Source organism: Streptomyces sp. NPDC046881 (assembly GCF_040645015.1).
Classification (GTDB): Bacteria; Actinomycetota; Actinomycetes; order Streptomycetales; family Streptomycetaceae; genus Streptomyces.
In genome coordinates this window covers 14971-33668 of the sequence record NZ_JBEYXJ010000034.1, presented here as the reverse complement: position 1 = coordinate 33668, position 18698 = coordinate 14971, and the positions used below count along the sequence as shown (strand labels likewise).

At 74.9% G+C, this 18698-nt stretch carries 19 protein-coding genes; 14 read left to right on the top strand and 5 right to left on the bottom strand.

The features are described 5' to 3' along the window. Window positions 1–96 precede the first annotated feature (96 nt). On the top strand, window positions 97–741 hold the full coding sequence (locus ABZ923_RS18565; protein ID WP_361472544.1) for a peptide deformylase: 645 nt from the start codon (window positions 97–99) through the stop codon (window positions 739–741). Between the two features lie 8 nt (window positions 742–749). Here the strand turns inward: ABZ923_RS18565 and ABZ923_RS18560 are convergent, their stop codons facing one another. Continuing rightward, window positions 750–2180 (bottom strand): NAD(P)/FAD-dependent oxidoreductase, encoded by a 1431-nt coding sequence (locus tag ABZ923_RS18560; RefSeq protein ID WP_361472541.1) that lies wholly within the window; start codon window positions 2178–2180, stop codon window positions 750–752. 142 nt (window positions 2181–2322) lie between these two features. On the opposite strand from ABZ923_RS18560, the gene ABZ923_RS18555 reads away from it, so the two are divergent. Further along, window positions 2323–2703 carry a thioredoxin family protein gene (locus ABZ923_RS18555; RefSeq protein ID WP_361472538.1) on the top strand — a complete coding sequence of 127 codons (381 nt, stop codon included), beginning with the start codon at window positions 2323–2325 and terminating at the stop codon, window positions 2701–2703. A gap of 25 nt (window positions 2704–2728) precedes the next feature. Here ABZ923_RS18555 and ABZ923_RS18550 read toward each other — a convergent pair whose 3' ends face one another. After that, window positions 2729–3730 (bottom strand): LacI family DNA-binding transcriptional regulator, encoded by a 1002-nt coding sequence (locus tag ABZ923_RS18550; RefSeq protein ID WP_361472535.1) that lies wholly within the window; start codon window positions 3728–3730, stop codon window positions 2729–2731. A gap of 151 nt (window positions 3731–3881) precedes the next feature. Here ABZ923_RS18550 and ABZ923_RS18545 point away from each other — a divergent pair, with 151 nt between their 5' ends. Next, window positions 3882–4562, top strand: a complete 681-nt coding sequence (locus tag ABZ923_RS18545; protein WP_361472532.1) for a TetR/AcrR family transcriptional regulator — start codon at window positions 3882–3884, stop codon at window positions 4560–4562. Next, window positions 4559–5707 (top strand): NAD(P)/FAD-dependent oxidoreductase, encoded by a 1149-nt coding sequence (locus ABZ923_RS18540; protein ID WP_361472529.1) that lies wholly within the window; start codon window positions 4559–4561, stop codon window positions 5705–5707. The genes ABZ923_RS18545 and ABZ923_RS18540 overlap by 4 nt, the downstream gene beginning before the upstream one ends. A gap of 57 nt (window positions 5708–5764) precedes the next feature. Here ABZ923_RS18540 and ABZ923_RS18535 read toward each other — a convergent pair whose 3' ends face one another. Then, a complete protein-coding gene (locus ABZ923_RS18535) occupies window positions 5765–6445 on the bottom strand; it encodes a helix-turn-helix domain-containing protein (protein ID WP_361472526.1) in 681 nt (226 codons plus the stop codon). Between the two features lie 99 nt (window positions 6446–6544). Here ABZ923_RS18535 and ABZ923_RS18530 point away from each other — a divergent pair, with 99 nt between their 5' ends. From ABZ923_RS18530 to ABZ923_RS18510, 5 genes are all read left to right on the top strand, one after another. Then, window positions 6545–7102, top strand: a complete 558-nt coding sequence (locus ABZ923_RS18530) for an NAD(P)H-dependent oxidoreductase (protein ID WP_361472523.1) — start codon at window positions 6545–6547, stop codon at window positions 7100–7102. Window positions 7103–7611: 509 nt separating this feature from the next. Next, window positions 7612–8574, top strand: coding sequence for an alpha/beta hydrolase (locus ABZ923_RS18525; protein WP_361472520.1), 963 nt, complete (start codon window positions 7612–7614; stop codon window positions 8572–8574). A 128-nt stretch (window positions 8575–8702) separates the two neighbouring features. Beyond that, window positions 8703–10127 (top strand): amidase, encoded by a 1425-nt coding sequence (locus ABZ923_RS18520; RefSeq protein WP_361472517.1) that lies wholly within the window; start codon window positions 8703–8705, stop codon window positions 10125–10127. Window positions 10128–10153: 26 nt separating this feature from the next. Next, a complete protein-coding gene (locus tag ABZ923_RS18515) occupies window positions 10154–10372 on the top strand; it encodes a hypothetical protein (protein ID WP_361472515.1) in 219 nt (72 codons plus the stop codon). 133 nt (window positions 10373–10505) lie between these two features. Next, window positions 10506–11993, top strand: coding sequence for an SPFH domain-containing protein (locus ABZ923_RS18510; RefSeq protein WP_361472512.1), 1488 nt, complete (start codon window positions 10506–10508; stop codon window positions 11991–11993). 210 nt (window positions 11994–12203) lie between these two features. Here the strand turns inward: ABZ923_RS18510 and ABZ923_RS18505 are convergent, their stop codons facing one another. Continuing rightward, entirely contained in the window at window positions 12204–12332 is a 129-nt protein-coding gene (locus tag ABZ923_RS18505; protein WP_361472509.1) for a hypothetical protein, read from the bottom strand. A gap of 207 nt (window positions 12333–12539) precedes the next feature. Here ABZ923_RS18505 and ABZ923_RS18500 point away from each other — a divergent pair, with 207 nt between their 5' ends. Beyond that, window positions 12540–12986 carry a type II toxin-antitoxin system PemK/MazF family toxin gene (locus ABZ923_RS18500; RefSeq protein WP_361472506.1) on the top strand — a complete coding sequence of 149 codons (447 nt, stop codon included), beginning with the start codon at window positions 12540–12542 and terminating at the stop codon, window positions 12984–12986. A gap of 163 nt (window positions 12987–13149) precedes the next feature. Here the strand turns inward: ABZ923_RS18500 and ABZ923_RS18495 are convergent, their stop codons facing one another. Further along, window positions 13150–14004 (bottom strand): TIGR02452 family protein, encoded by an 855-nt coding sequence (locus tag ABZ923_RS18495; RefSeq protein WP_361472503.1) that lies wholly within the window; start codon window positions 14002–14004, stop codon window positions 13150–13152. Between the two features lie 271 nt (window positions 14005–14275). Between ABZ923_RS18495 and egtA the strand changes: the two genes are divergently transcribed. Genes egtA through egtD form a run of 4 tightly spaced genes read left to right on the top strand, consistent with a single transcriptional unit; the run spans window position 14276 to window position 18694 of the window. After that, the gene (gene egtA, locus ABZ923_RS18490) at window positions 14276–15619 is read left to right on the top strand and encodes an ergothioneine biosynthesis glutamate--cysteine ligase EgtA (RefSeq protein ID WP_361472500.1); all 1344 of its coding nucleotides are present in this window, start codon (window positions 14276–14278) and stop codon (window positions 15617–15619) included. After that, window positions 15616–16959 carry an ergothioneine biosynthesis protein EgtB gene (gene egtB, locus ABZ923_RS18485; protein WP_361472497.1) on the top strand — a complete coding sequence of 448 codons (1344 nt, stop codon included), beginning with the start codon at window positions 15616–15618 and terminating at the stop codon, window positions 16957–16959. The genes egtA and egtB overlap by 4 nt, the downstream gene beginning before the upstream one ends. Continuing rightward, complete coding sequence (egtC, locus tag ABZ923_RS18480; RefSeq protein ID WP_361472494.1) at window positions 16959–17738, top strand: ergothioneine biosynthesis protein EgtC; 780 nt, start codon at window positions 16959–16961, stop codon at window positions 17736–17738. The genes egtB and egtC overlap by 1 nt, the downstream gene beginning before the upstream one ends. Then, window positions 17735–18694 (top strand): L-histidine N(alpha)-methyltransferase, encoded by a 960-nt coding sequence (gene egtD, locus ABZ923_RS18475; RefSeq protein ID WP_361472491.1) that lies wholly within the window; start codon window positions 17735–17737, stop codon window positions 18692–18694. Before egtC ends, egtD begins: the two co-directional genes overlap by 4 nt. The last annotated feature ends 4 nt before the right edge of the window (window positions 18695–18698 follow it).

The following is an 18698-nucleotide window of genomic DNA, read 5'->3' as shown; positions in this document are numbered from 1 at the left end:
ACGGTCCAGGAGTCGGACCGCGAAGCGGCTGAGTTCCCCGGGGTGTTGGTGACCCGTGCCACAGAGACCGGTGGGCGGGCGTGGCATCCTGACGCGATGGCACCTCCCCGAGATCACGCGCCGCTCGCCGAGCGGGTCGAGGAACTCCTCGCCGCCGGCGGCCCCTTGCCCATCGTCGCGGCCGGACAGCCGGTGCTGCGCCGCGGCACCGAGCCGTACGACGGCCAGCTCGGGCCCGCGCTGCTGGCCCGGTTCGTCGAGGCGCTGCGCGCCACCATGCACGCGGCCCCCGGTGTGGGCCTGGCCGCGCCGCAGGTCGGCGTGCCGCTCAGGATCGCCGTCCTGGAGGACCCGGCGCCGGTGCCCCAGGAGGTCGCGGCGGCCCGGGGCCGCGTGCCGCAGCCGTTCCGGGTGCTGGTCAACCCGGTGTACGAGCCGGTCGGCACCGCCCGCGCCGCGTTCTTCGAGGGCTGCCTGAGCGTGCCGGGCTGGCAGGCGGTGGTGGCCCGGCACGCCGAGGTGCGGCTGCGCGCCGAGGACGAGCACGGCCACCCCCTGGACGAGCTGTTCACCGGCTGGCCGGCCCGCATCGTCCAGCACGAGACGGACCACCTGGACGGCACCCTGTACCTGGACCACGCGGAACTGCGCTCACTGTCGACGAACGAGGCGGTCGCCGCGCTGTGGAACGAGCCGACGCCCCGGCCGGCCGCCGAGGCACTCGGCTTCGACCTGCCCTGACGGACGCGTCAGTTGTCCCGGTAGGCCTCCAGCAGCCGCAGCCACACCTCGCTCAGGGTCGGGTACGACGGGACCGCGTGCCAGAGGCGGTCGAGCGGGACGCGGCCCGCGACGGCGATGGTGGCCGAGTGGATGAGTTCGCCGACGCCGGGGCCGACGAAGGTGACCCCGCGCAGGATTTCCTCCTCCAGGTCCACGACCATGCGGGCGTGGCCCTTGTAGCCGTCGCCGTACAGGCCCGCGCCCGCGACGGAGGAGAACTCGACGTCGACGGCGCGGACGCGGTGGCCGGCCTGTTCCGCCTCGGCGAGGGAGAGGCCGACCGCGGCGGCCTCCGGGTCGGTGAAGACGACCTGGGGTACGGCGTGGTGGTCGGCGGTGGCCGCGTGGGCGCCCCACGGCTCCTCCGTGAGGGTGCTGCCGGACGCGCGGGCGGCGATCGCGGCGCCGGCGATGCGGGCCTGGTACTTGCCCTGGTGGGTGAGGAGGGCGCGGTGGTTGACGTCGCCGACCGCGTACAGCCAGTCGGTGCCGGTGACGCGGAGGCTGTCGTCCACGTCCAGCCAGGAGCCGGGTTCCAGGCCGACGGTCTCCAGGCCGAGGTCGCCGGTGTGCGGGACGCGCCCGGTGGCGAAGAGGATCTCGTCGGCCTCGATCCGGTCACCGGCGGAGGTGACGGCCACGACCGTGCCGTTCTCGCGGCTGACGGACTCCACGGAGGTGCCGGTGCGGAGGTCGACGCCCGCCTCGGTGAGGGCCTCGGCGACCAGTTCCCCGGCGAACGGCTCCATCCGGTTCAGCAGGCCCTTGCCGCGGACCAGCAGGGTGACCCGGGAGCCGAGGGCCTGCCAGGCGGTGGCCATCTCGGTGGCGACGACCCCGCCGCCCACCACGATCAGGCGGCCGGGGGCCGTCTTGCCGCTGGTGGCCTCGCGGCTGGTCCAGGGCTTCACGGCGGCGAGGCCGGGCAGGTCGGGCAGCTGCGCGCGGGTGCCCGTGGAGACGGCGACGGCGTGCCGGGCGGTGAGGGCGGTGACCGTGCCGTCGGAGGCGGTGACGGTGACCGTGCGCGGTCCGGCCAGCCGGCCCTGGCCGCGGTAGAAGTCGGCGCCGGTGCCCTCCAGCCAGGCGACCTGGCCGTCGTCGTGCCAGTGGGAGGTGTAGTCGTCCCGGCGGGCGAGGACCGCCGCGGCGTCGAGCGGGCCCCGGACCGCCTGGGCGAGGCCGGGCAGGCGGCGGGCGTCGGCCTGCGCGATGACCGGCCTGAGCAGGGCCTTGCTCGGCATGCAGGCCCAGTACGAGCACTCGCCGCCGAGGAGTTCGCTCTCCACGAGCGCGGTGGTCAGCCCGGCCGCGCGGGTGCGGTCGGCGACGTTCTCCCCCACGGGTCCGCCCCCGATCACCACGACGTCGTACGCGATGGATTCCGTTTCCGTCATGGGGTCAGTCTGGTGGGTGGTGTGCGCCGTGGCCACACGGGTACGCGCGCGGAACACAGGCGTGCGCGGGTGGAATAGGCGGCCGGGTGACCGTGTTTCCGCCGTCGGCACACCCCCTACACCAGGAAGTGGGAATCACGCCATGAGCAGCACCGTGGAGCTGACCAAGGAGAACTTCGACCAGACGGTCAGTGAGAACGAGTTCGTTCTCATCGACTTCTGGGCGCAGTGGTGCCCTCCGTGCCGGCAGTTCGCGCCCGTCTACGAGAAGGCCGCCGCCGACAACCCCGACCTGGTGTTCGGGAAGGTGGACACCGAGGCGCAGCCGGAGCTGGCCGCGGCCTTCGACATCCAGTCGATCCCGACGCTGATGATCATCCGTGACCAGGTGGCGGTCTTCGCCCAGCCGGGCGCCCTGCCCGCGCCGGTGCTGGAGGACCTGATCGGCCAGGCCCGCAACCTCGACATGGACGAGGTCCGCAAGAGCATCGCCGACCAGCAGGGCCAGGCGCAGCAGCAGTAGCGCGTGCGGGGGCAGCGGTACCGGGTCAGCTGGACTCCCGCTGCACCACCGAGGCCCCCAGCACGGTGTGCACCTCCGGTTCGCCGCCGGGATCGCGCACCACGCGGTCGACCAGTTCGGCGAGGGCGCGGCCCGAAGGCAGCTCGATGTGGACCGTGCTCAGCCGGGGCCGCAGCAGCCGGCCCAGCATCAGGTCGTCCGCGCCGATCACGGCGACGTCGTCGGGAACGCGCAGCCCCTCGTCCTGGAGCGCGCGCATCAGCAGCATGGCGTACTCGTCGTTGTACGCGAACACCCCGTCCAGGCCCGACGCGCGCCAGCCGGCGGCCACTTCGGCGGCGGCCTCCTCGGTGTAGGCGAGCGGCAGCTCCGTCACGGCGGCGCCGGTGCCGCGCAGCGCCTCGCGGACGCCGGCGAGCCGGGGCCGGGAGTAGGCCTCCAGACCCGGCTCGGCGGGCAGGACGACACCGATCCGGCGCCGGCCCCGGTCGTACAGGTGGGTGCCCGCGCAGTGGCCGACGGCGTCGTGGTCCATCAGCAGGGCGTGCGCCCCGTCGACGCGGGCGGGACCGAGGGTGACCACGGCCCGGGTGCCGGAGCGTTTGAGCAGGGCGACGCCTTCCCGGCCGAGTCCGGCGCCGGGCACCAGGACGGCCACCGGCCGCAACTCGGCCCAGGCGCGGGCTGCTTCGTCGCCCTGCAGGCCGACGCTGCCGTACTGCACGACGGTGTAGTCGAGCCGGCCGAGCGCCCACTGGAGTTCGTTGAGGAACCCGCCGTACAGCGGGCCCACGGGGATGGGCGGGGCGGGCATGAGGACCATACGGCTGTGTCCGGCGCGCAGGCTGCGGGCGGCGGCGTGCGGGACGTACCCCAGTTCCCGGGCGGCCTCGTGCACGCGCCGGCGGGTCGCCTCGCTGATCCGTACGGCGCTGGTGTTGTTGAGGACGTAGGACACGGTCGCGCGCGAGACGCCGGCCAGGCGGGCCACATCGGCACTCGTGGGCGTGTTCGGTATCTGCACCATGACAGACCGCATCTTGGCAGAGGAGCGAGGGCCGAGAGCGGGCGGGGCAAGGTGGTTCATCGTTCGACAAACACGGCACATCCCCGCCCCCTTGCGCGAACACGTTCGGCACGAACTTGTTCGCTACGAACATGTTCGTTACGGTGGCGGCATGAACGACGCTCCACGCTCCCGCCGGGAGCGCCCCGCCAAGCCCGCCCTGACCCGGGAGGGCATCATCGCCGCGGCCGTCGCGATCCTGCGGGCGGAAGGGCTGCGCAAGGTGACCATGCGCCGGCTCGCCCGGGAACTCGACACCGGCCCCGCCTCGCTCTACGTCTACGTCCGCAACACCGACGAGCTGCACGCGGCCGTCCTGGACGAGCTGCTCGGCACGGTCGGCCCGGCGCCGGCCGAGGGCGGCTGGCGGGAGCGGCTGGAGCGGGTGCTCACCTCCTACACCGCGATGCTCCTGGAGCACCCCTCCCTGGCCCGCTCGGCGCTGACCGCCCGGCCGAGCGGACCGCACTACCTGCGGCTGATCGAGACCCTGCTGGGCCTCCTGCGGGACGGCGGGGTGCCCGCCGCCCAGGCGGCCTGGGGCGTGGACCTGCTGCTTCAGCACGCCACGGCGACCGCCGCCGAGCACGCCGGGGACCAGTCGCCGGACGAGTGGCAGGCGCTGATCCGGGCCCTGCGCGAGGCGCCCGCCGCCACCCACCCGCACCTCGCCGCCGACGCGGAGGCCCTGCTCTCCGGCACCCCCGAGGCCCGCCTGTCGTGGGCCTTCCGCGCCCTGATCAACGGCATCGAGCGGACCGCCGTACCGACCGAAGGCCAGGAGGCCACATGACCGCCACCCCCCTGCCCCACCACCCCGTCGCCGTCGTCGGAGCGGGCCTGGGCGGGCTCGCGCTCGCCCGCGTGCTGCACGTGCACGGCATCGAGGCCGCGCTGTTCGACCTGGAGGCGTCGGCCGGCGCCCGAACCCAGGGCGGAATGCTCGACATCCACGAGGACTCCGGCCAGGAGGCGCTGCGGGCGGCCGGGCTGTACGAGGAGTTCCTCACCCGGGTCCACCCCGGCGGCCAGGCCACCCGGGTGCTCGACCGGTACGGCACCGTCCACCTGGCCGAGCCCGACGAGGGCACCGGCGGGCGCCCCGAGATCGACCGGGGGGACCTGCGCGCACTGCTGCTCGGCTCCCTGCCCGCGGGCACGGTCCGCTGGGGCGCCAAGGTCACCGACGCGCGCCCGCTGGACGGCGGCCGGCACCGGGTGACGCTCGCGGACGGCACCGCCTTCACCACCGATGTCCTGGTCGGCGCGGACGGCGCCTGGTCGCGGGTGCGCCCGCTGGTCTCCGCCGCCCGGCCCGCGTACACGGGCGTGTCGTTCGTGGAGGCGGACCTGCTGGAGGGGGATCTGCGCCACCCGGCGAGCGCGGCGGTGGTCGGCGGCGGCATGCTGTTCGCGCTCGGCCCCGGCCGCGGCTTCCTCGCCCACCGCGAGACCGACGGCAGCCTGCACGTGTACGCCGCCGTGACGGCCCCCGAGGACTGGCTGGACGGCATCGACTTCACCGACACCGAGGCGGCCAGGACGGCCGTGCTGAAGGAGTTCGACGGCTGGGACGAGAGCCTGCGGGCGCTGGTCGCGGACGCGGACGGGGCGCTGGTGCCGCGCCGGATCCACGCCCTGCCGGCCGGCCACCGCTGGGACCGGGTGCCCGGGGTCACGCTGCTCGGGGACGCCGCCCACCTGATGTCGCCCTTCGCCGGCGAGGGCGCCAACCTGGCCCTGCTCGACGGGGCCGAACTGGGCCTCGCGCTGGCGGCGGCCCCCGGGGACACCGAGGCCGCGCTGGCCGCCTACGAGGCCCGGATGTTCCGGCGCGCGGAGGAGGCCGCGACGGACTCCGCGCGCAGCCAGGAGCTACTCTTCCGCGCGGACGCCCCGCAGGGACTGGTGGGGATGTTCACCGGGGAGGGCGACTGACCGGACGCCGGGCACGGTACCGACCGGGCGGGTGGCCCGCCCGGTCCGGTACGGCGGTCAGCGCGGCGGCTGCGTGCCGGTCACCCGGGCGACCAGGTCGAGCCAGCCGGCCTCCAGCCGCTCCATGGGCAGCTCGCGCTGCCGGGTCAGGTGGTGGATCAGCGCCGGGTCCAGCGCGCCGAGCAGGGTGTGGGCGAGCAGGTCGCAGTCGGCGCCCGGCACGAGCTGCCGGAGCAGCACCGTGAGGTGCATGCGCAGCGACCCGAACGCGGGGTGGGTGAACCGACGGGTCGGCTCCGGCTGGGCCGCCAGCTGCAGGTCCAGCTGCTCGGCCGTGCGGTACAGCACCGCCACGCCGAACGCCCGCAGCCGCTCCAGGGGCGGCGCGCCGGGGCCCAGCGGCGGCGGTCCGCTCAGGAAGTCGGCCTGGAGCTGCCTGGCCGAGTGGTCGAGCAGGGCCATCAGCAGTCCGGTGCGGTCGCCGAAGCGGCGGAAGACCGTGCCCTTGCCCACCTGGGCCGCGGCGGCCACCGCCTCCATCGTGACCCCGGCCACCCCGTGCTCGGCGATCAGCCGGGCGGCGGCCTCCAGCAGCCGGGCCCGGTTGCGGGCCGCGTCGGCGCGCAGGCACGGCTCGTCGGAAGCCGGGCCGACCTCCAGCAACTGGGGTGCGTCGAGGGGCTCCTGAGGCTTCGGGAAGGGCGGCAGGGCGCTGGACATGAAGACAGCGTAAAGCATCGGGAAGAAAACTGGACCCCGGTCCGCTTAGGGTGGTAGAAAACTAAACGGACCCCGGTCCGGATCGTGACCGCGATGTTTCAGCTTCTTGGAGTTCTCATGTCTGTTCGCATCCTCGCGCTCGTCGGCAGCCTCCGCGCCGGTTCGCACAACCGCCAGCTCGCCGAGGCGGCCGTGAAGCTCGCGCCGGAGGGCGCCGAGGTCGAGCTGTTCGAGGGCCTGGCCGACGTCCCCTTCTACAACGAGGACATCGACGTGGAGGGCAGCGTCCCGGCCGCCGCCGTCAGGCTGCGCGAGGCCGCCCACGCCGCCGACGCCTTCCTGCTCTTCTCGCCCGAGTACAACGGCACCATCCCGGCCGTCCTGAAGAACGCCATCGACTGGCTGTCCCGCCCGTACGGCGCCGGCGCCTTCGGCGGCAAGCCCGTCGCCGTCGTCGGCACCGCCTTCGGCCAGTACGGCGGCGTGTGGGCGCAGGACGAGGCCCGCAAGGCCGTGGGCATCGCCGGCGGCAAGGTGATCGAGGACATCAAGCTGTCCATCCCCGGCTCCCTGACCCGCTTCGCCGAGACCCACCCGGCCGACGACGCCGAGGTCGCCGCCCAGCTGACCGAGGTCGTGGCCCGCCTGCACGGCAACGTGGGCGCGGCGGCCTGAACCGTACGGCACCCTGCGAGGGCGACTTCCCGCGCGGGCCTGACCGTACGACTCCCCGCAGGCGTCTGAGCTGTACACCCCCCCGCAAGGGCCGGAGCCGTCGTGGCTCCGGCCCTGCCGTATGCCTGCCGGCGCCCCTCGGCACTCGTCCGAGCCCCGCGAGTCGGCCGCCGCCCGGGTCCGGCCGGTACGGCAGCCCCCTGCGCGGGCGCGCTGCCGGGTGGCGGCACCGGCTCGCGGCCCGGCACCCGGGCGGTCGGTGCTCCGGCGGCGCCGGGGCCTGGACCGGTATCTCACAGCGCGGCTCACACCCGCCGCCGTGGCCCGGCCTGGCGGAGCGCGGCTGCGGCGGGTCGTCGTCCGGGCGCGACGGGGTAGACGGCTGGTGACCGCGTACGCCGTGTCGGGGCACCTGACGAGGGGCCGCCGCCGGAGGAGGGGAGGTTCGCCCGGCAACGGGCCGCCGCCCGGCGCGCCGCCGAGTCAGACACCTCAGGGGAGGAGGAGCGATGTCCCTGGTCCCGCCGCCGTTCGATCCGGAGCTCGCCACCGTGCTGGAGTCGTTCCGGGAGGCGCTCGCGCCCGGGCTCACCCCGGACGACGTCGAGTCCGCCCGGCGCGCCGCCGCCCTCGGGATGGTCGACGTGACCCTGGACGGCGCCTTCGAGGCGGAGGACCGTACGGTGCCCGGACCGCGGGGCGCCCCCGATGTGTCCCTCCTCGTGTGCCGGCCCACGGCCGCTCCCGCCCGGTCCGGGCTGCCGGTCGTCTACCACGTGCACGGCGGCGGGCTGGTGGCCGGCACCAACCGGGCCGGCGTGACCGAACCCCTGGCCTGGGCCCGCGAACTGGACGCGGTGGTGGTGTCGGTGGAGTACCGGCTGGCCCCCGAACACCCGCACCCGGCACCGGTCGAGGACGTGTACGCCGGACTGCTGTGGACCGCGGAGCACGCACGGGAGATCGGCGGTGACCCGGACCGGATCGTGGTCGCGGGCGCCAGCGCCGGCGGCGGCCTGACGGCGGCGCTCGCCCTCCTGTGCCGGGACCGGCGGGGCCCGCACCCGCTCGGCCAGCTGCTGATGTGCCCGATGCTGGACGACCGCAACGACACGCTCTCCAGCCGTCAGATGGCCGGCCGGGGCGTGTGGGACCGCACCGCCAACGAGACCGCCTGGACGGCCCTGCTCGGCGACCGCCGCGGCGGCCCCGACGTCTCCCCGTACGCGGCCCCGGCCCGCGCCACCGACCTCTCCGGCCTGCCCCCGGCCTTCCTGGACGTCGGCTCGGCGGAGACCTTCCGGGACGAGGTGGTCGGCTACGCCTCCCGCATCTGGCAGGCCGGCGGCGTGGCCGAACTCCACGTCTGGCCGGGGGGCTGCCACTGCTTCGACGCCCTGGCCCCGGAGGCCTCCCTCTCCCGCACCGCCCGCGCCACCCGGATCGCCTGGCTGCGCCGGCTGCTGGGATGAACCCGCGGCCACTGCCCATGCTCGTGAACGCCTCGCGGAAGACACCCGCGCGAAAACCGTACGTGCACCCCGAATTGAGGTTACCGTTCAGTAGAAACCGTGCCCGGCCCTCCCGGAGGTGCTCCCCCATGACGCCTGACCGTGCCGCGGGTCTCGCGGAGAGTTGTCGTGCTCTCGCTGACGGGGAGGTGAGTTCCCGGGCGCTGGTGGAGCAGGCGCTGGCGCGGATCGAGGGGACGCGGGCTTCGCTGAACGCCTTCCGGATCGTACGCGCCGAGGCCGCGCTCGCCGAAGCGGACGCGGCCGACCGGGAGTTGGCAGCCGGCGGGCGGCGCCCGCTGCTCGGGGTGCCGGTGGCGGTCAAGGACGACATGGACGTGGCCGGTGAGCCGACGGCGTTCGGCTGCCGGGGCGAGTTCCCGCCGGCGGCCGCGGACGGGGAGGCGGTACGGCGGCTGCGCGCGGCCGGTGCGGTGATCGTGGGCAAGACCAACACCTGCGAGCTGGGGCAGTGGCCGTTCACCGAGGGTCCGGCCTTCGGCGAGACCCGCAACCCGTGGAACACCGGGCACACGCCGGGCGGCTCCTCGGGCGGGTCGGCCGCGGCCGTCGCCGCCGGGCTCGTCCCGGCCGCGCTCGGCTCCGACGGCGCCGGATCGGTGCGCATCCCCGCCTCCTGGACCCATCTGATCGGCATCAAGCCGCAGCGCGGCCGCATCTCGACCTGGCCGCGCGCCGAGTCCTTCCACGGCATCACGGTCAACGGCACCCTCGCCCGTACGGTCGCCGACGCGGCCCTGCTGCTGGACGCGGCGAGCGGCAACCACGACCGCGACCGGCACCGGCCGCCCGCCCTGGTGGTGGCGGACGCGGTCGGCCGCGACCCGGGCCGGCTGCGCATCGCCCTGTCCCTGAAGCCGCCGTTCACCGCCGTGGCCGCCCGGCTGGACCCGGAGATCCGCGCCCGGGTCCTCGAACTCGCTGAAAAACTTGCCGGGTTGGGACATGTGGTGGAGGAGGCCGACCCGCCGTACGGGCAGATCGGGCTGACCTTCGTACCCCGGGCCACCGCCGGCATCGCCGAGTGGGTCCGCGAGGCGCCCGACCCCGCGCTGCTCGACCCGCGCACCCGGGGCGCGGCCCGGCTGGGCCGGCTGCTCGGCGGGGCCCCGCTGCGGGCGGCCCGGCGGGCCGAGGCGGTGCTGCACCGGCGGATCGGCGCGTTCTTCGGCTCGTACGACGTGATCCTCGCGCCGACCACCGCCCTGCCCCCGCCGCGGATCGGCGCCTTCTCCCGGCTCGGCGGGCTGGCGACCGACCGGGCGATCATCGCCGCCTGCCCGTACGCCTGGCCGTGGAACGTGCTCGGCTGGCCGGGGGTGAACGTGCCCGCCGGGTTCACCGGCTCCGGGCTCCCGGTGGGCGCGCAGTTGCTCGGCCCGGCCCACAGCGAGCCGCTCCTGGTCTCCCTGGCCGCGCAGTTGGAGGCGGAGCTGGGCTGGCACGAGCGGTGGCCGCCGCGGTGGGCGGACGCGGACAGCCCGGCCGCGTAACGGCGTTCCGGCCGTACGCTGGGGCCATGGAGGACGCGTCGATGGTCGGGCTGATGGGGCGGGTGACGGGGACGGTCGGGCCCGGTCTGGTGGGCGAGGTGATCGTACGGGTGCGCGGCGGCGCGGAACACTTCCTCGCCCATCCGGCCGACGGCAGGTCCCGGATCACCACCGGGACGGTGGTGATGGTCGTGGAGCACCTGCCGCCGAGGACGGTCTACGTCACCGCGGCGTACGACGGTTGAGCCCGCGTCGCCCCAGGTGAGGGCGGCGTGCGTCAAGATTGCAACAAGGATTCGCCAGCGTCTTCACCCGGGACCCCGGCAGGCGCACACTCCCTTCGTTCGGTGCCGAACGGGCACCATGCAAAGGGGGCGTATGCCGATGGTTGTCGGCGTCGTTGCGGGGGCGGTCGTCGTTGCCGTCCTCGTACTGATCGGTCTGTTCAAGATGATGTGGCGGGTCGCCGAGCCGAACGAGGCGCTCATCATCTCCGGGTCCAAGCACCGCACCGAGGGCCTCGAGGAGGGCATGGGCTTCCGCATCGTCACCGGGCGGGGCACGCTGGTGCTCCCCGGGGTGCAGGCGGTGCGCAAGCTCTCGCTGGACCTGAACGAGACCGAGCTGCACGTGGACTGCGTGACGCACCAGGGCATTCCGCTGAAGGTGCGGGGCGTGGTCATCTTCAAGGTGGGCGACGACTTCGTGTCGATCGCCAACGCGGCCCGGCGGTTCCTGGACCAGCAGCGGCTGATGGCGGAGCGGGTGCACAACGTCTTCGCCGGTCATCTGCGGTCCATCGTGGGCGGGTTGACCGTCGAGGACATGATCCGTGACCGGGAGAAGCTGACCGGGCAGACCAGGGCGGCCTGCGGTACGGAGATGGAGAAGCTCGGTCTGATCGTGGACTCGCTCCAGATCCACGAGATCGAGGACCCGACCGGGTACATCCAGAACCTGGCGATGCCGCACGCGGCGGCCGTCCAGCGGGACGCGCGGATCGCCCAGGCGGAGGCGAACCGGCTGGCCACCGAGGCCGAGCAGCAGTCGTTCGCGCGGATGGCGGAGGCCACCCGGGACAGCGAGATCCTCCAGGCCGGCTACCAGGCCGAGCGGGACAAGGCGGCGGCCAAGGCCCAGCAGGCCGGGCCGCTCGCCGCGGCGGCGGCCCGGCAGGAGGTCGTGGTGCAGGAGACGCGGGTCGCCGAGCTGGAGGCGAACCGGCGTGAGCAGCAGCTCCAGGCGGACGTCCGCAAGCCGGCGGACGCCAGGGCGTACGAGAAGCGGACGCTGGCCGAGGCCGAGCGCGACGCACGGATCTCGGCGGCCCAGGCCAAGGCGAAGGAGACGGAGCTGGCCGCGGCGGCCGAGGCGACCCGGGTGAAGACCGCCGCGGCGGCCGAGGCCGAGGCGACCAAGACCCGGGGCACGGCGAGCGCCGCCGCCACCCGGGCCACCGGTGAGGCCGAGGCGGCCGCCGCGCAGGCGAAGGGTCTCGCGGAGGCCGAGGCGACCCGCGCCCAGGGCCTGGCGGAGGCCGAGGCCATCAAGGCCCGGGCGGCGGCCCTGGCCGAGAACCAGGAGGCGGTCGTCGCGCAACAACTCGCCGAGAAGTGGCCGGAGATCGTCCAGGCCGGCGCGTCCGCGTTCGGCAACGTCGACAACATGGTGCTGCTCAACGGCGCCGACGGTATGGGTGAGCTGTTCGCGAAGGCGCTCACCATGGGCGGCACGGGCCTGGGTCTGGCCCGCAAGCTGCTCGCCACGATGGGCGACAACGGGCAGCCGGTGAACGGCGGTTCGCCCTCGCTCAACGGAGTGGTGGCGCCTCCGCCGCAGAAGGTGCCCGTGGAGCAGGAGGGCTGAGGTCACGCGACCGGCCACGGCCGGGGTCCCTCACCAGGGGCCCCGGCCGTGCGTGCGCCCGAGCCGGTCGACGGTCGACGGTCGGGGCCCGGTGCCGGGTCCGCGGGTCCGGTGCGGGTCCGCGGGTCCGGTGCGGGTCCGCGGGTCCGGTGCGGGTCCGCAGGTCCGGTGCGGGTCCGCGGCGGCGGCCCGTCGGCCGGCCCCGCGGGATCACGCCGTGCGCAGGGAGACGCCCAGGGCGACCAGGGCGCCGGCCTTGAGGATCTCCAGGGCCAGGTACCACAGATGGCTGCGCGAGCGGGGCAGTTCCTCACCCGCGAGGACCCGGCGCCCGGGCATGCGGATCGGCCCGCGCCCCTGTTGAGGTGCGCCGGCCCGCAGCCGAGTGCGCACGGCTGGGCGCGCTCGGCGCGGTACGCGCGCAACTCCTGTGAGGCCGCGACGACTCGTGCAGCGTGGTGCGGGACGTCGGGGGTGACACCCTCCGTCCCGGCTGAGCCGTTGCCCGGACGCCGCACCCTCCGGCGCAGCCCTTAGGGTGCCAGCGTGACTACGTCCACCGAAGAGAACGTCCCGGGCCGGCACGGCCCGTACGCCACCACCGAGGCCGATCCGCGCGCGGTCGGCCGGGTGCGCACCGAGTACTCCCCCGCCCACGACGGTGACCCGGATCCCGGGGAGATCGTGTGGACCTGGGTGCCGTTCGAGGAGAACGACGGGCGGGGCAAGGACCGCCCGGTGCTGGTCGTGGCCCGGGAGCCGGGCCGCACCCTGCTCGCCGTCCAGCTGTCCAGCAAGCGGCACGACGGCGACCGGGAGTGGGTGGCGATCGGCAGCGGGCCCTGGGACCGGTCGGGCCGGGACTCCTGGGTGGACGTGGACCGCGTGCTGCGCCTCCACGAGGAGGGCATGCGCCGGGAGGCGTGCGCCCTGGACCGGATGCGCTTCAACCTCGTCCGCCAACGCCTGCACGAGCGCTACGGCTGGACCTGACCCGCCCGCACCGCTCGAACCCGGCCGTCCGCACGGGCGTGGCGGCCGTCCGCGGCGGGCCCGCCCGGCCCCACGCGGACGCGAACACCCGCGCCCGCCATGTCCAGACCAGCCCCCACGGCCCACCCGCACGGGCACCGCGGCCGGCCGTGCCCCACACGCCCTACGTCCTGATCCGGCCCGCTTCGCCGACCCCGGCCCGCGCGTCCGGAAACGCCCGTTCGAACGCCTCCCGCACCACCGTCCCCGGTGTCCGGTCCAGCACGCCGAACACCACGTGCTCGAACCGGTGGGCGAACCGGCCGCCGGGGCCCAGCAGGGTGCGGAAGGCGTGGGCGACCCGGGCCGGGTCGTTCTGGAAGACGCCGCAGCCCCAGGCGCCGAGGACCAGGCGGCGGTAGCCGTGGGCCGCGGCCGTCTCCAGGACGCGTTCGGCGCGCGCGGCGAGGGCGGCGGGGAGCTCGCCGGCCCGGTGCGGGGCCGTCCGGCGGACCACGCCCGCGTTGGGGGCGGCGGCCGTCAGGAAGCCCGCGTGGTACGGCTCGGCGAGCAGCCGGCCCCGGTCGTCGCGGAAGACGGGGACGGCCGGGGAGTGGATCACCCGGTCGGTGTAGAACGGGTCGCGGTCGGCGCGGTGGTGGTCGTAGAAGGCGCGGGCCGTCAGCAGGCAGGTGTGCAGCGCGGAGGCGCGGCACAGGGCCTCCTCCTGGGCCTGCGCGCCGTTGAGGTAGCCGCCGCCCGGGTTCCGGGCCGAGGCGAAGTTCAGAACGGCGACGGGGGCGTCGGCCAGCCGGCGGGCCGCCTCCAGGCTGCTCTCGCCGGTGACCTCGACGACCGTCCCTCCCACGGGTCCCGCGGGCGGGACCGGTACCGGCGCGGGACCGAACATGCGGGTGCCCGCCCGCGCGGCCTCGACCGCGTCCGCGACGGACACCTCCCGCCCGTCCGGCGCCGGGTACCGGCCCGCGGCGACGATACGTTCCGTCTCCGCAGCGATCCCGCGCAGGCGCGCGCTCACGGCGCCACCCCCGTGGGCGCCGCGGCCGCGGCCTGCGCGGTCTCCCCCGTCGTGCTCATGCAGGCATCCTCTGTGATGCTGGTGATGCGGTGCAACGGAGTTTCCCGTCCCCGGAACGGCCCGGTAACGCACAAGGAAACGGAGGTGACGGATCCGGAACGTCCCGGTTGGCACCCTTGTGCGATGCGGCGGAAAGGTTTTGGGTGGGACGAGCGCCTGCCCGGACACGACACCGGGCCGGCGGCATGGTGGAACCTCAGGAGGACCCGACATGTCCGATACACAGAGCGACGGCGGTGACTGTACGGAACACCGCACCGCCGTCACCGAGGCCGAGGTGGAGGCCCTGGTCCGGGGCATCTGCTTCAAGACCGGCCCGCCCCGCACCCTCGGTGTCGAGCTGGAGTGGCTCGTCCACTCCCTGGAGCTGCCGCAGCTCCCGGTCACACCCGAACGGCTCGAAGCGGCCTACGCCACCCTGCGGGCCGTACCCCTGGGCTCGGCGCTCACCGTCGAACCCGGCGGCCAGCTGGAGCTGAGCTCGCCGCCCGCCGCCTCCCTGATGGAGTGCGTCGACACCGTCTCCGCCGACCTGGACACCGTGAGGTCGGTCCTGGCGAAGGACGGTCTCGGCCTCGCGGGCATCGGCCACGACCCCTGGCACGCGCCCCGCAGGTTCCTGCGCGAGCCGCGCTACGACGCCATGGAGGCCTGCCTGGACCGCAACGGTCCCGCCGGCCGTCACATGATGTGCACCTCGGCCTCCGTCCAGGTCTGCGTGGACGCCGGCCACGAGGAGCCCGGCCCGCTGGGGCACGCCCGGCGCTGGTGGCTGGCGCACCAGCTGGGCGCGGTGCTGGTGGCCGCGTTCGCCAACTCGCCGCTGCTGGGCGGCCGGCCCACGGGCTGGCAGTCCACCCGGCAGCTGATGTGGACGGAGATCGGTGCCGGCCGGGCCGGCGCTCCCCCGCTGAACGGCGAGCCGCGCACCGCGTGGGCCCGGCACGTGCTGGACTCGCCGGTGATGTGCGTCCGCCGGGAGAGCGGGCCGTGGGAGGTGCCCGCGGGGCTGACCTTCCGGGAGTGGACCCGCTCCGGGTCGCCCCGGCCGCCCACCCGCGCGGATCTGGACTACCACCTGACGACCCTGTTCCCGCCGGTCCGGCCGCGCGGTCATCTGGAGTTGCGGATGATCGACGCGCAGCCCGGCGAGGACGGCTGGCTGGTGCCGCTCGCGGTGACGGCGGCGCTGTTCGACGACCCGGAGGCCACCGAACGCGCCTACCGCACCGTGAAACCGCTGGCCGAACGCACCCTGAACCTGCCCGCGCCGCACAACCCGCTGTGGGTCGACGCGGCCCGGCTCGGGCTCGCCGACCCGGAGCTGCGCGAGGTCGCCGACACCTGTTTCGCGGCGGCCCAGGAGGCGCTGCCCCGGCTGGGGGCCACGGCCCGGGTGACCGACGCCGTGGCGGCGTTCCGGGACCGCTATGTGGCCCGCGGCCGCTGCCCGGCCGACGACCTGCCGGACCGGCTGCCCGCCACCGACCCGCCCCGATCCGGCCCCGCCGGGGGCACGCGTACCGCCCACGGGAGGAAGGACATCCGTACATGACCGCCCCCGAGACCGACACCGGGACCTTGGCCGAAGGGACGGACAGCGAGGCGCTGCGCGAGCGCGCGCTGGCCTCCCTGACCACCGCCCGCGACCGCACCACGTTGCTGACCAGCTGCGTCGACGAACCGGATCTCACCGCCCAGCACTCCCCGCTGATGTCCCCGCTGGTGTGGGACCTGGCGCACATCGGCAACCAGGAGGAACTGTGGCTGCTCCGGACGGTCGGCGGCCGGGAGGCGATACGGCCCGAGATAGACAATCTGTACGACGCCTTCGAGCACCCGCGGGCCGAGCGTCCCTCGCTGCCGCTGCTGCCGCCCGCCGAGGCCCGCCGGTACGCGGCCGAGGTGCGCGGCCGGGCGCTGGACCTGCTGGAGTCCGCCGACTTCCACGGCACCCGGCTGACCGAGGCCGGCTTCGCCTTCGGCATGATCGCCCAGCACGAACAGCAGCACGACGAGACCATGCTGATCACCCATCAGCTCCGCACCGGCCCGCAGGTCCTGACCGCCCCGGACCCGGATCCGCTCCCGCTGTTCACCGGACCCGCCGAAGTCCTCGTCCCCGGCGGCCCGTTCACCATGGGCACCTCCAGCGAGCCGTGGGCGCTGGACAACGAACGCCCGGCACACCCGCGGGAGGTGGCGCCGTTCTGGATCGACACGACCCCGGTGACGAACGCCGCGTACCAGGCGTTCATCGACGACGGTGGCTACGACACCGAGCGCTGGTGGTCGCCGGAGGGCTGGGCGCACATCCGGCGGCACGGCATCTCGGCCCCGCTGTTCTGGCGGCGGGACGGCGGCCAGTGGCTGCGGCGCCGGTTCGGGATCACGGAACCGGTCCCGCCGGACGAGCCGGTGCTGCACGTGTGCTGGTACGAGGCGGACGCCTACGCCCGCTGGGCCGGACGGCGGCTGCCCACGGAGACGGAGTGGGAGAAGGCGGCCCGCTTCGACCCGGCCACCGGCCGCTCCCGGCGCTACCCGTGGGGCGACGCCGACCCGGCGCCCGACCACGCCAACCTGGGCCAGCGGCACCTCCGGCCCGCCCCCGCCGGCAGCTACCCGGCCGGTGAATCGCCGCTCGGCGTCCGGCAGTTGATCGGTGACGTGTGGGAGTGGACGGCGAGCGACTTCCTGCCGTACCCGGGCTTCACGGCCTTCCCGTACAAGGAGTACTCGGAGGTGTTCTTCGGACCCGAGTACAAGGTGCTGCGCGGTGGTTCGTTCGCCGTGGACCCGGTGGCCTGCCGGGGCACGTTCCGCAACTGGGACTACCCGATCCGCCGGCAGATCTTCTCCGGGTTCCGCACCGCCCGCTCGGAGGCCGTCTGATGTGCCGTCACCTCGCCTACCTGGGGCCGGAGGAGCCGCTCGGCCGGCTCCTCGTGGAGCCCCCGCACAGTCTGTTCCGGCAGTCGTGGGCGCCGCGCCGGCAGCGGCACGGGACGGTCAACGCCGACGGTTTCGGGGTGGGCTGGTACACCTCCGACGATCCCGTCCCGGCGCGCTACCGGCGGGCCGGGCCGATCTGGGCCGACCTGTCCTTCGCCGACCTGGGCCGGGTGGTGCGCTCGGGCGCCGTGCTCGCGGCCGTCCGGGACGCCACCCTGGCGGGGGCGGACGCCGAGGCCGCGGCGGCGCCGTTCGCGGCCGGGCGGTGGCTGTTCAGCCACAACGGGGTGATCGCGGGCTGGCCGGACTCGGCGGCGCCCCTGGTGTCCGCGCTGCCGCCGGTCGACCTGCTGTCGCTCCAGGCCCGCAACGACTCGGCGTTCGTCTGGGCGCTGGTCCTGCACCGGCTGCGGCACGGGGACGAACCGGAGGAAGCCTTGGGCGCATCGGTTCGCCAACTGGCCCGGGCCGCCCCCGCCTCCCGTCTGAACCTGCTGCTGACCGACGGAGCCATGATCGCCGCCACCGCCTGGGGCGACTCGCTCTGGTACCGCACGGAGCCCGGCCGGAGCACCGTCGTGGCCTCCGAGCCGTACGACGACGACCCCCTCTGGCAGGAGGTCCCCGACCGCACCGTGCTCACCGCGAGCCGCGCCGGAGTGCTGCTCGCCCCCTTGGACGAACCGGCGCCCGCATCACCGAAGGAGCCCTGCCGTTGAGCCCCCTGCACGTCACCCGCACGCTCCCCGAGGACGCGACGGACGCCGCGCTGCGCGCCGACGTCCTGACCGGCCTCACCGCCACGCCCAAGTGGCTGCCGCCGAAGTGGTTCTACGACGCCCGAGGCAGCGAGCTGTTCGACCGGATCACCGAACTGCCCGAGTACTACCCCACCCGCGCCGAGCGGGAGATCCTCGCCGCCCGGTCCGGTGAGATCGCCGCCGCCAGCGGTGCCCGCACCCTGGTCGAGCTGGGTTCGGGCTCCTCGGAGAAGACCCGCTATCTGATCGACGCGCTCCCCCTGGCGGCGTACGTCCCGGTCGACGTCAGCGAGAGCGCCCTCACGCAGGCCGGGCAGGCCCTGATCGAGGAGCGCCCGGACCTCGATGTGCACGCCCTGATCGCCGACTTCACCGCCCCGCTGACCCTGCCCGCCACGCCCGGTCCCCGGCTGGTGGCGTTCCTCGGCGGCACGATCGGCAATCTGCTGCCCGACGAACGCGCCCGCTTCCTGGGCTCGGTGCGCTCGCTGCTCGCCCCGGGCGACGGGCTGCTGCTCGGCACGGACCTGGTCAAGGACGAGCGGGTGCTGGTCCGGGCGTACGACGACGCGGCCGGGGTGACGGCCGCGTTCAACAAGAACGTGCTGGCCGTCGTCGACCGCGAACTGGGCGCCGACTTCGATCCGGACGCGTTCGACCACGTGGCCCTGTGGGACGCCGAGCGGGAGTGGATCGAGATGCGGCTGCGCTCCCGCACCGCGCAGACCGTGAAGGTGCCCGCGCTGGATCTCGCCGTGGACTTCGCGGCGGGCGAGGAACTGCGCACCGAGGTGTCGGCCAAGTTCCGGAAGGAGGGTGTGACCGCGGAACTGGCCGCCGCGGGCCTGGAGCTGACCCACTGGTGGACGGACCCGCAGGGCCGCTTCGCGCTGTCGCTGAGCGTCCTGCGGTGAGCCG

Coding starts and splice junctions, on each gene's coding strand:
- ABZ923_RS18565 (WP_361472544.1), top strand. CDS start 97: ATGGCACCTCCCCGAGATCACGCGCCGCTCGCCGAGCGGGTCGAGGAA.
- ABZ923_RS18545 (WP_361472532.1), top strand. CDS start 3,882: ATGAACGACGCTCCACGCTCCCGCCGGGAGCGCCCCGCCAAGCCCGCC.
- ABZ923_RS18530 (WP_361472523.1), top strand. CDS start 6,545: ATGTCTGTTCGCATCCTCGCGCTCGTCGGCAGCCTCCGCGCCGGTTCG.
- ABZ923_RS18540 (WP_361472529.1), top strand. CDS start 4,559: ATGACCGCCACCCCCCTGCCCCACCACCCCGTCGCCGTCGTCGGAGCG.
- ABZ923_RS18555 (WP_361472538.1), top strand. CDS start 2,323: ATGAGCAGCACCGTGGAGCTGACCAAGGAGAACTTCGACCAGACGGTC.
- ABZ923_RS18520 (WP_361472517.1), top strand. CDS start 8,703: ATGACGCCTGACCGTGCCGCGGGTCTCGCGGAGAGTTGTCGTGCTCTC.
- egtB (WP_361472497.1), top strand. CDS start 15,616: ATGACCGCCCCCGAGACCGACACCGGGACCTTGGCCGAAGGGACGGAC.
- ABZ923_RS18535 (WP_361472526.1), bottom strand. CDS start 6,445: ATGCTTTACGCTGTCTTCATGTCCAGCGCCCTGCCGCCCTTCCCGAAG.
- egtA (WP_361472500.1), top strand. CDS start 14,276: ATGTCCGATACACAGAGCGACGGCGGTGACTGTACGGAACACCGCACC.
- ABZ923_RS18550 (WP_361472535.1), bottom strand. CDS start 3,730: ATGGTGCAGATACCGAACACGCCCACGAGTGCCGATGTGGCCCGCCTG.
- ABZ923_RS18510 (WP_361472512.1), top strand. CDS start 10,506: ATGCCGATGGTTGTCGGCGTCGTTGCGGGGGCGGTCGTCGTTGCCGTC.
- ABZ923_RS18560 (WP_361472541.1), bottom strand. CDS start 2,180: ATGACGGAAACGGAATCCATCGCGTACGACGTCGTGGTGATCGGGGGC.
- ABZ923_RS18505 (WP_361472509.1), bottom strand. CDS start 12,332: ATGCCCGGGCGCCGGGTCCTCGCGGGTGAGGAACTGCCCCGCTCGCGC.
- ABZ923_RS18515 (WP_361472515.1), top strand. CDS start 10,154: ATGGAGGACGCGTCGATGGTCGGGCTGATGGGGCGGGTGACGGGGACG.
- egtC (WP_361472494.1), top strand. CDS start 16,959: ATGTGCCGTCACCTCGCCTACCTGGGGCCGGAGGAGCCGCTCGGCCGG.
- ABZ923_RS18525 (WP_361472520.1), top strand. CDS start 7,612: ATGTCCCTGGTCCCGCCGCCGTTCGATCCGGAGCTCGCCACCGTGCTG.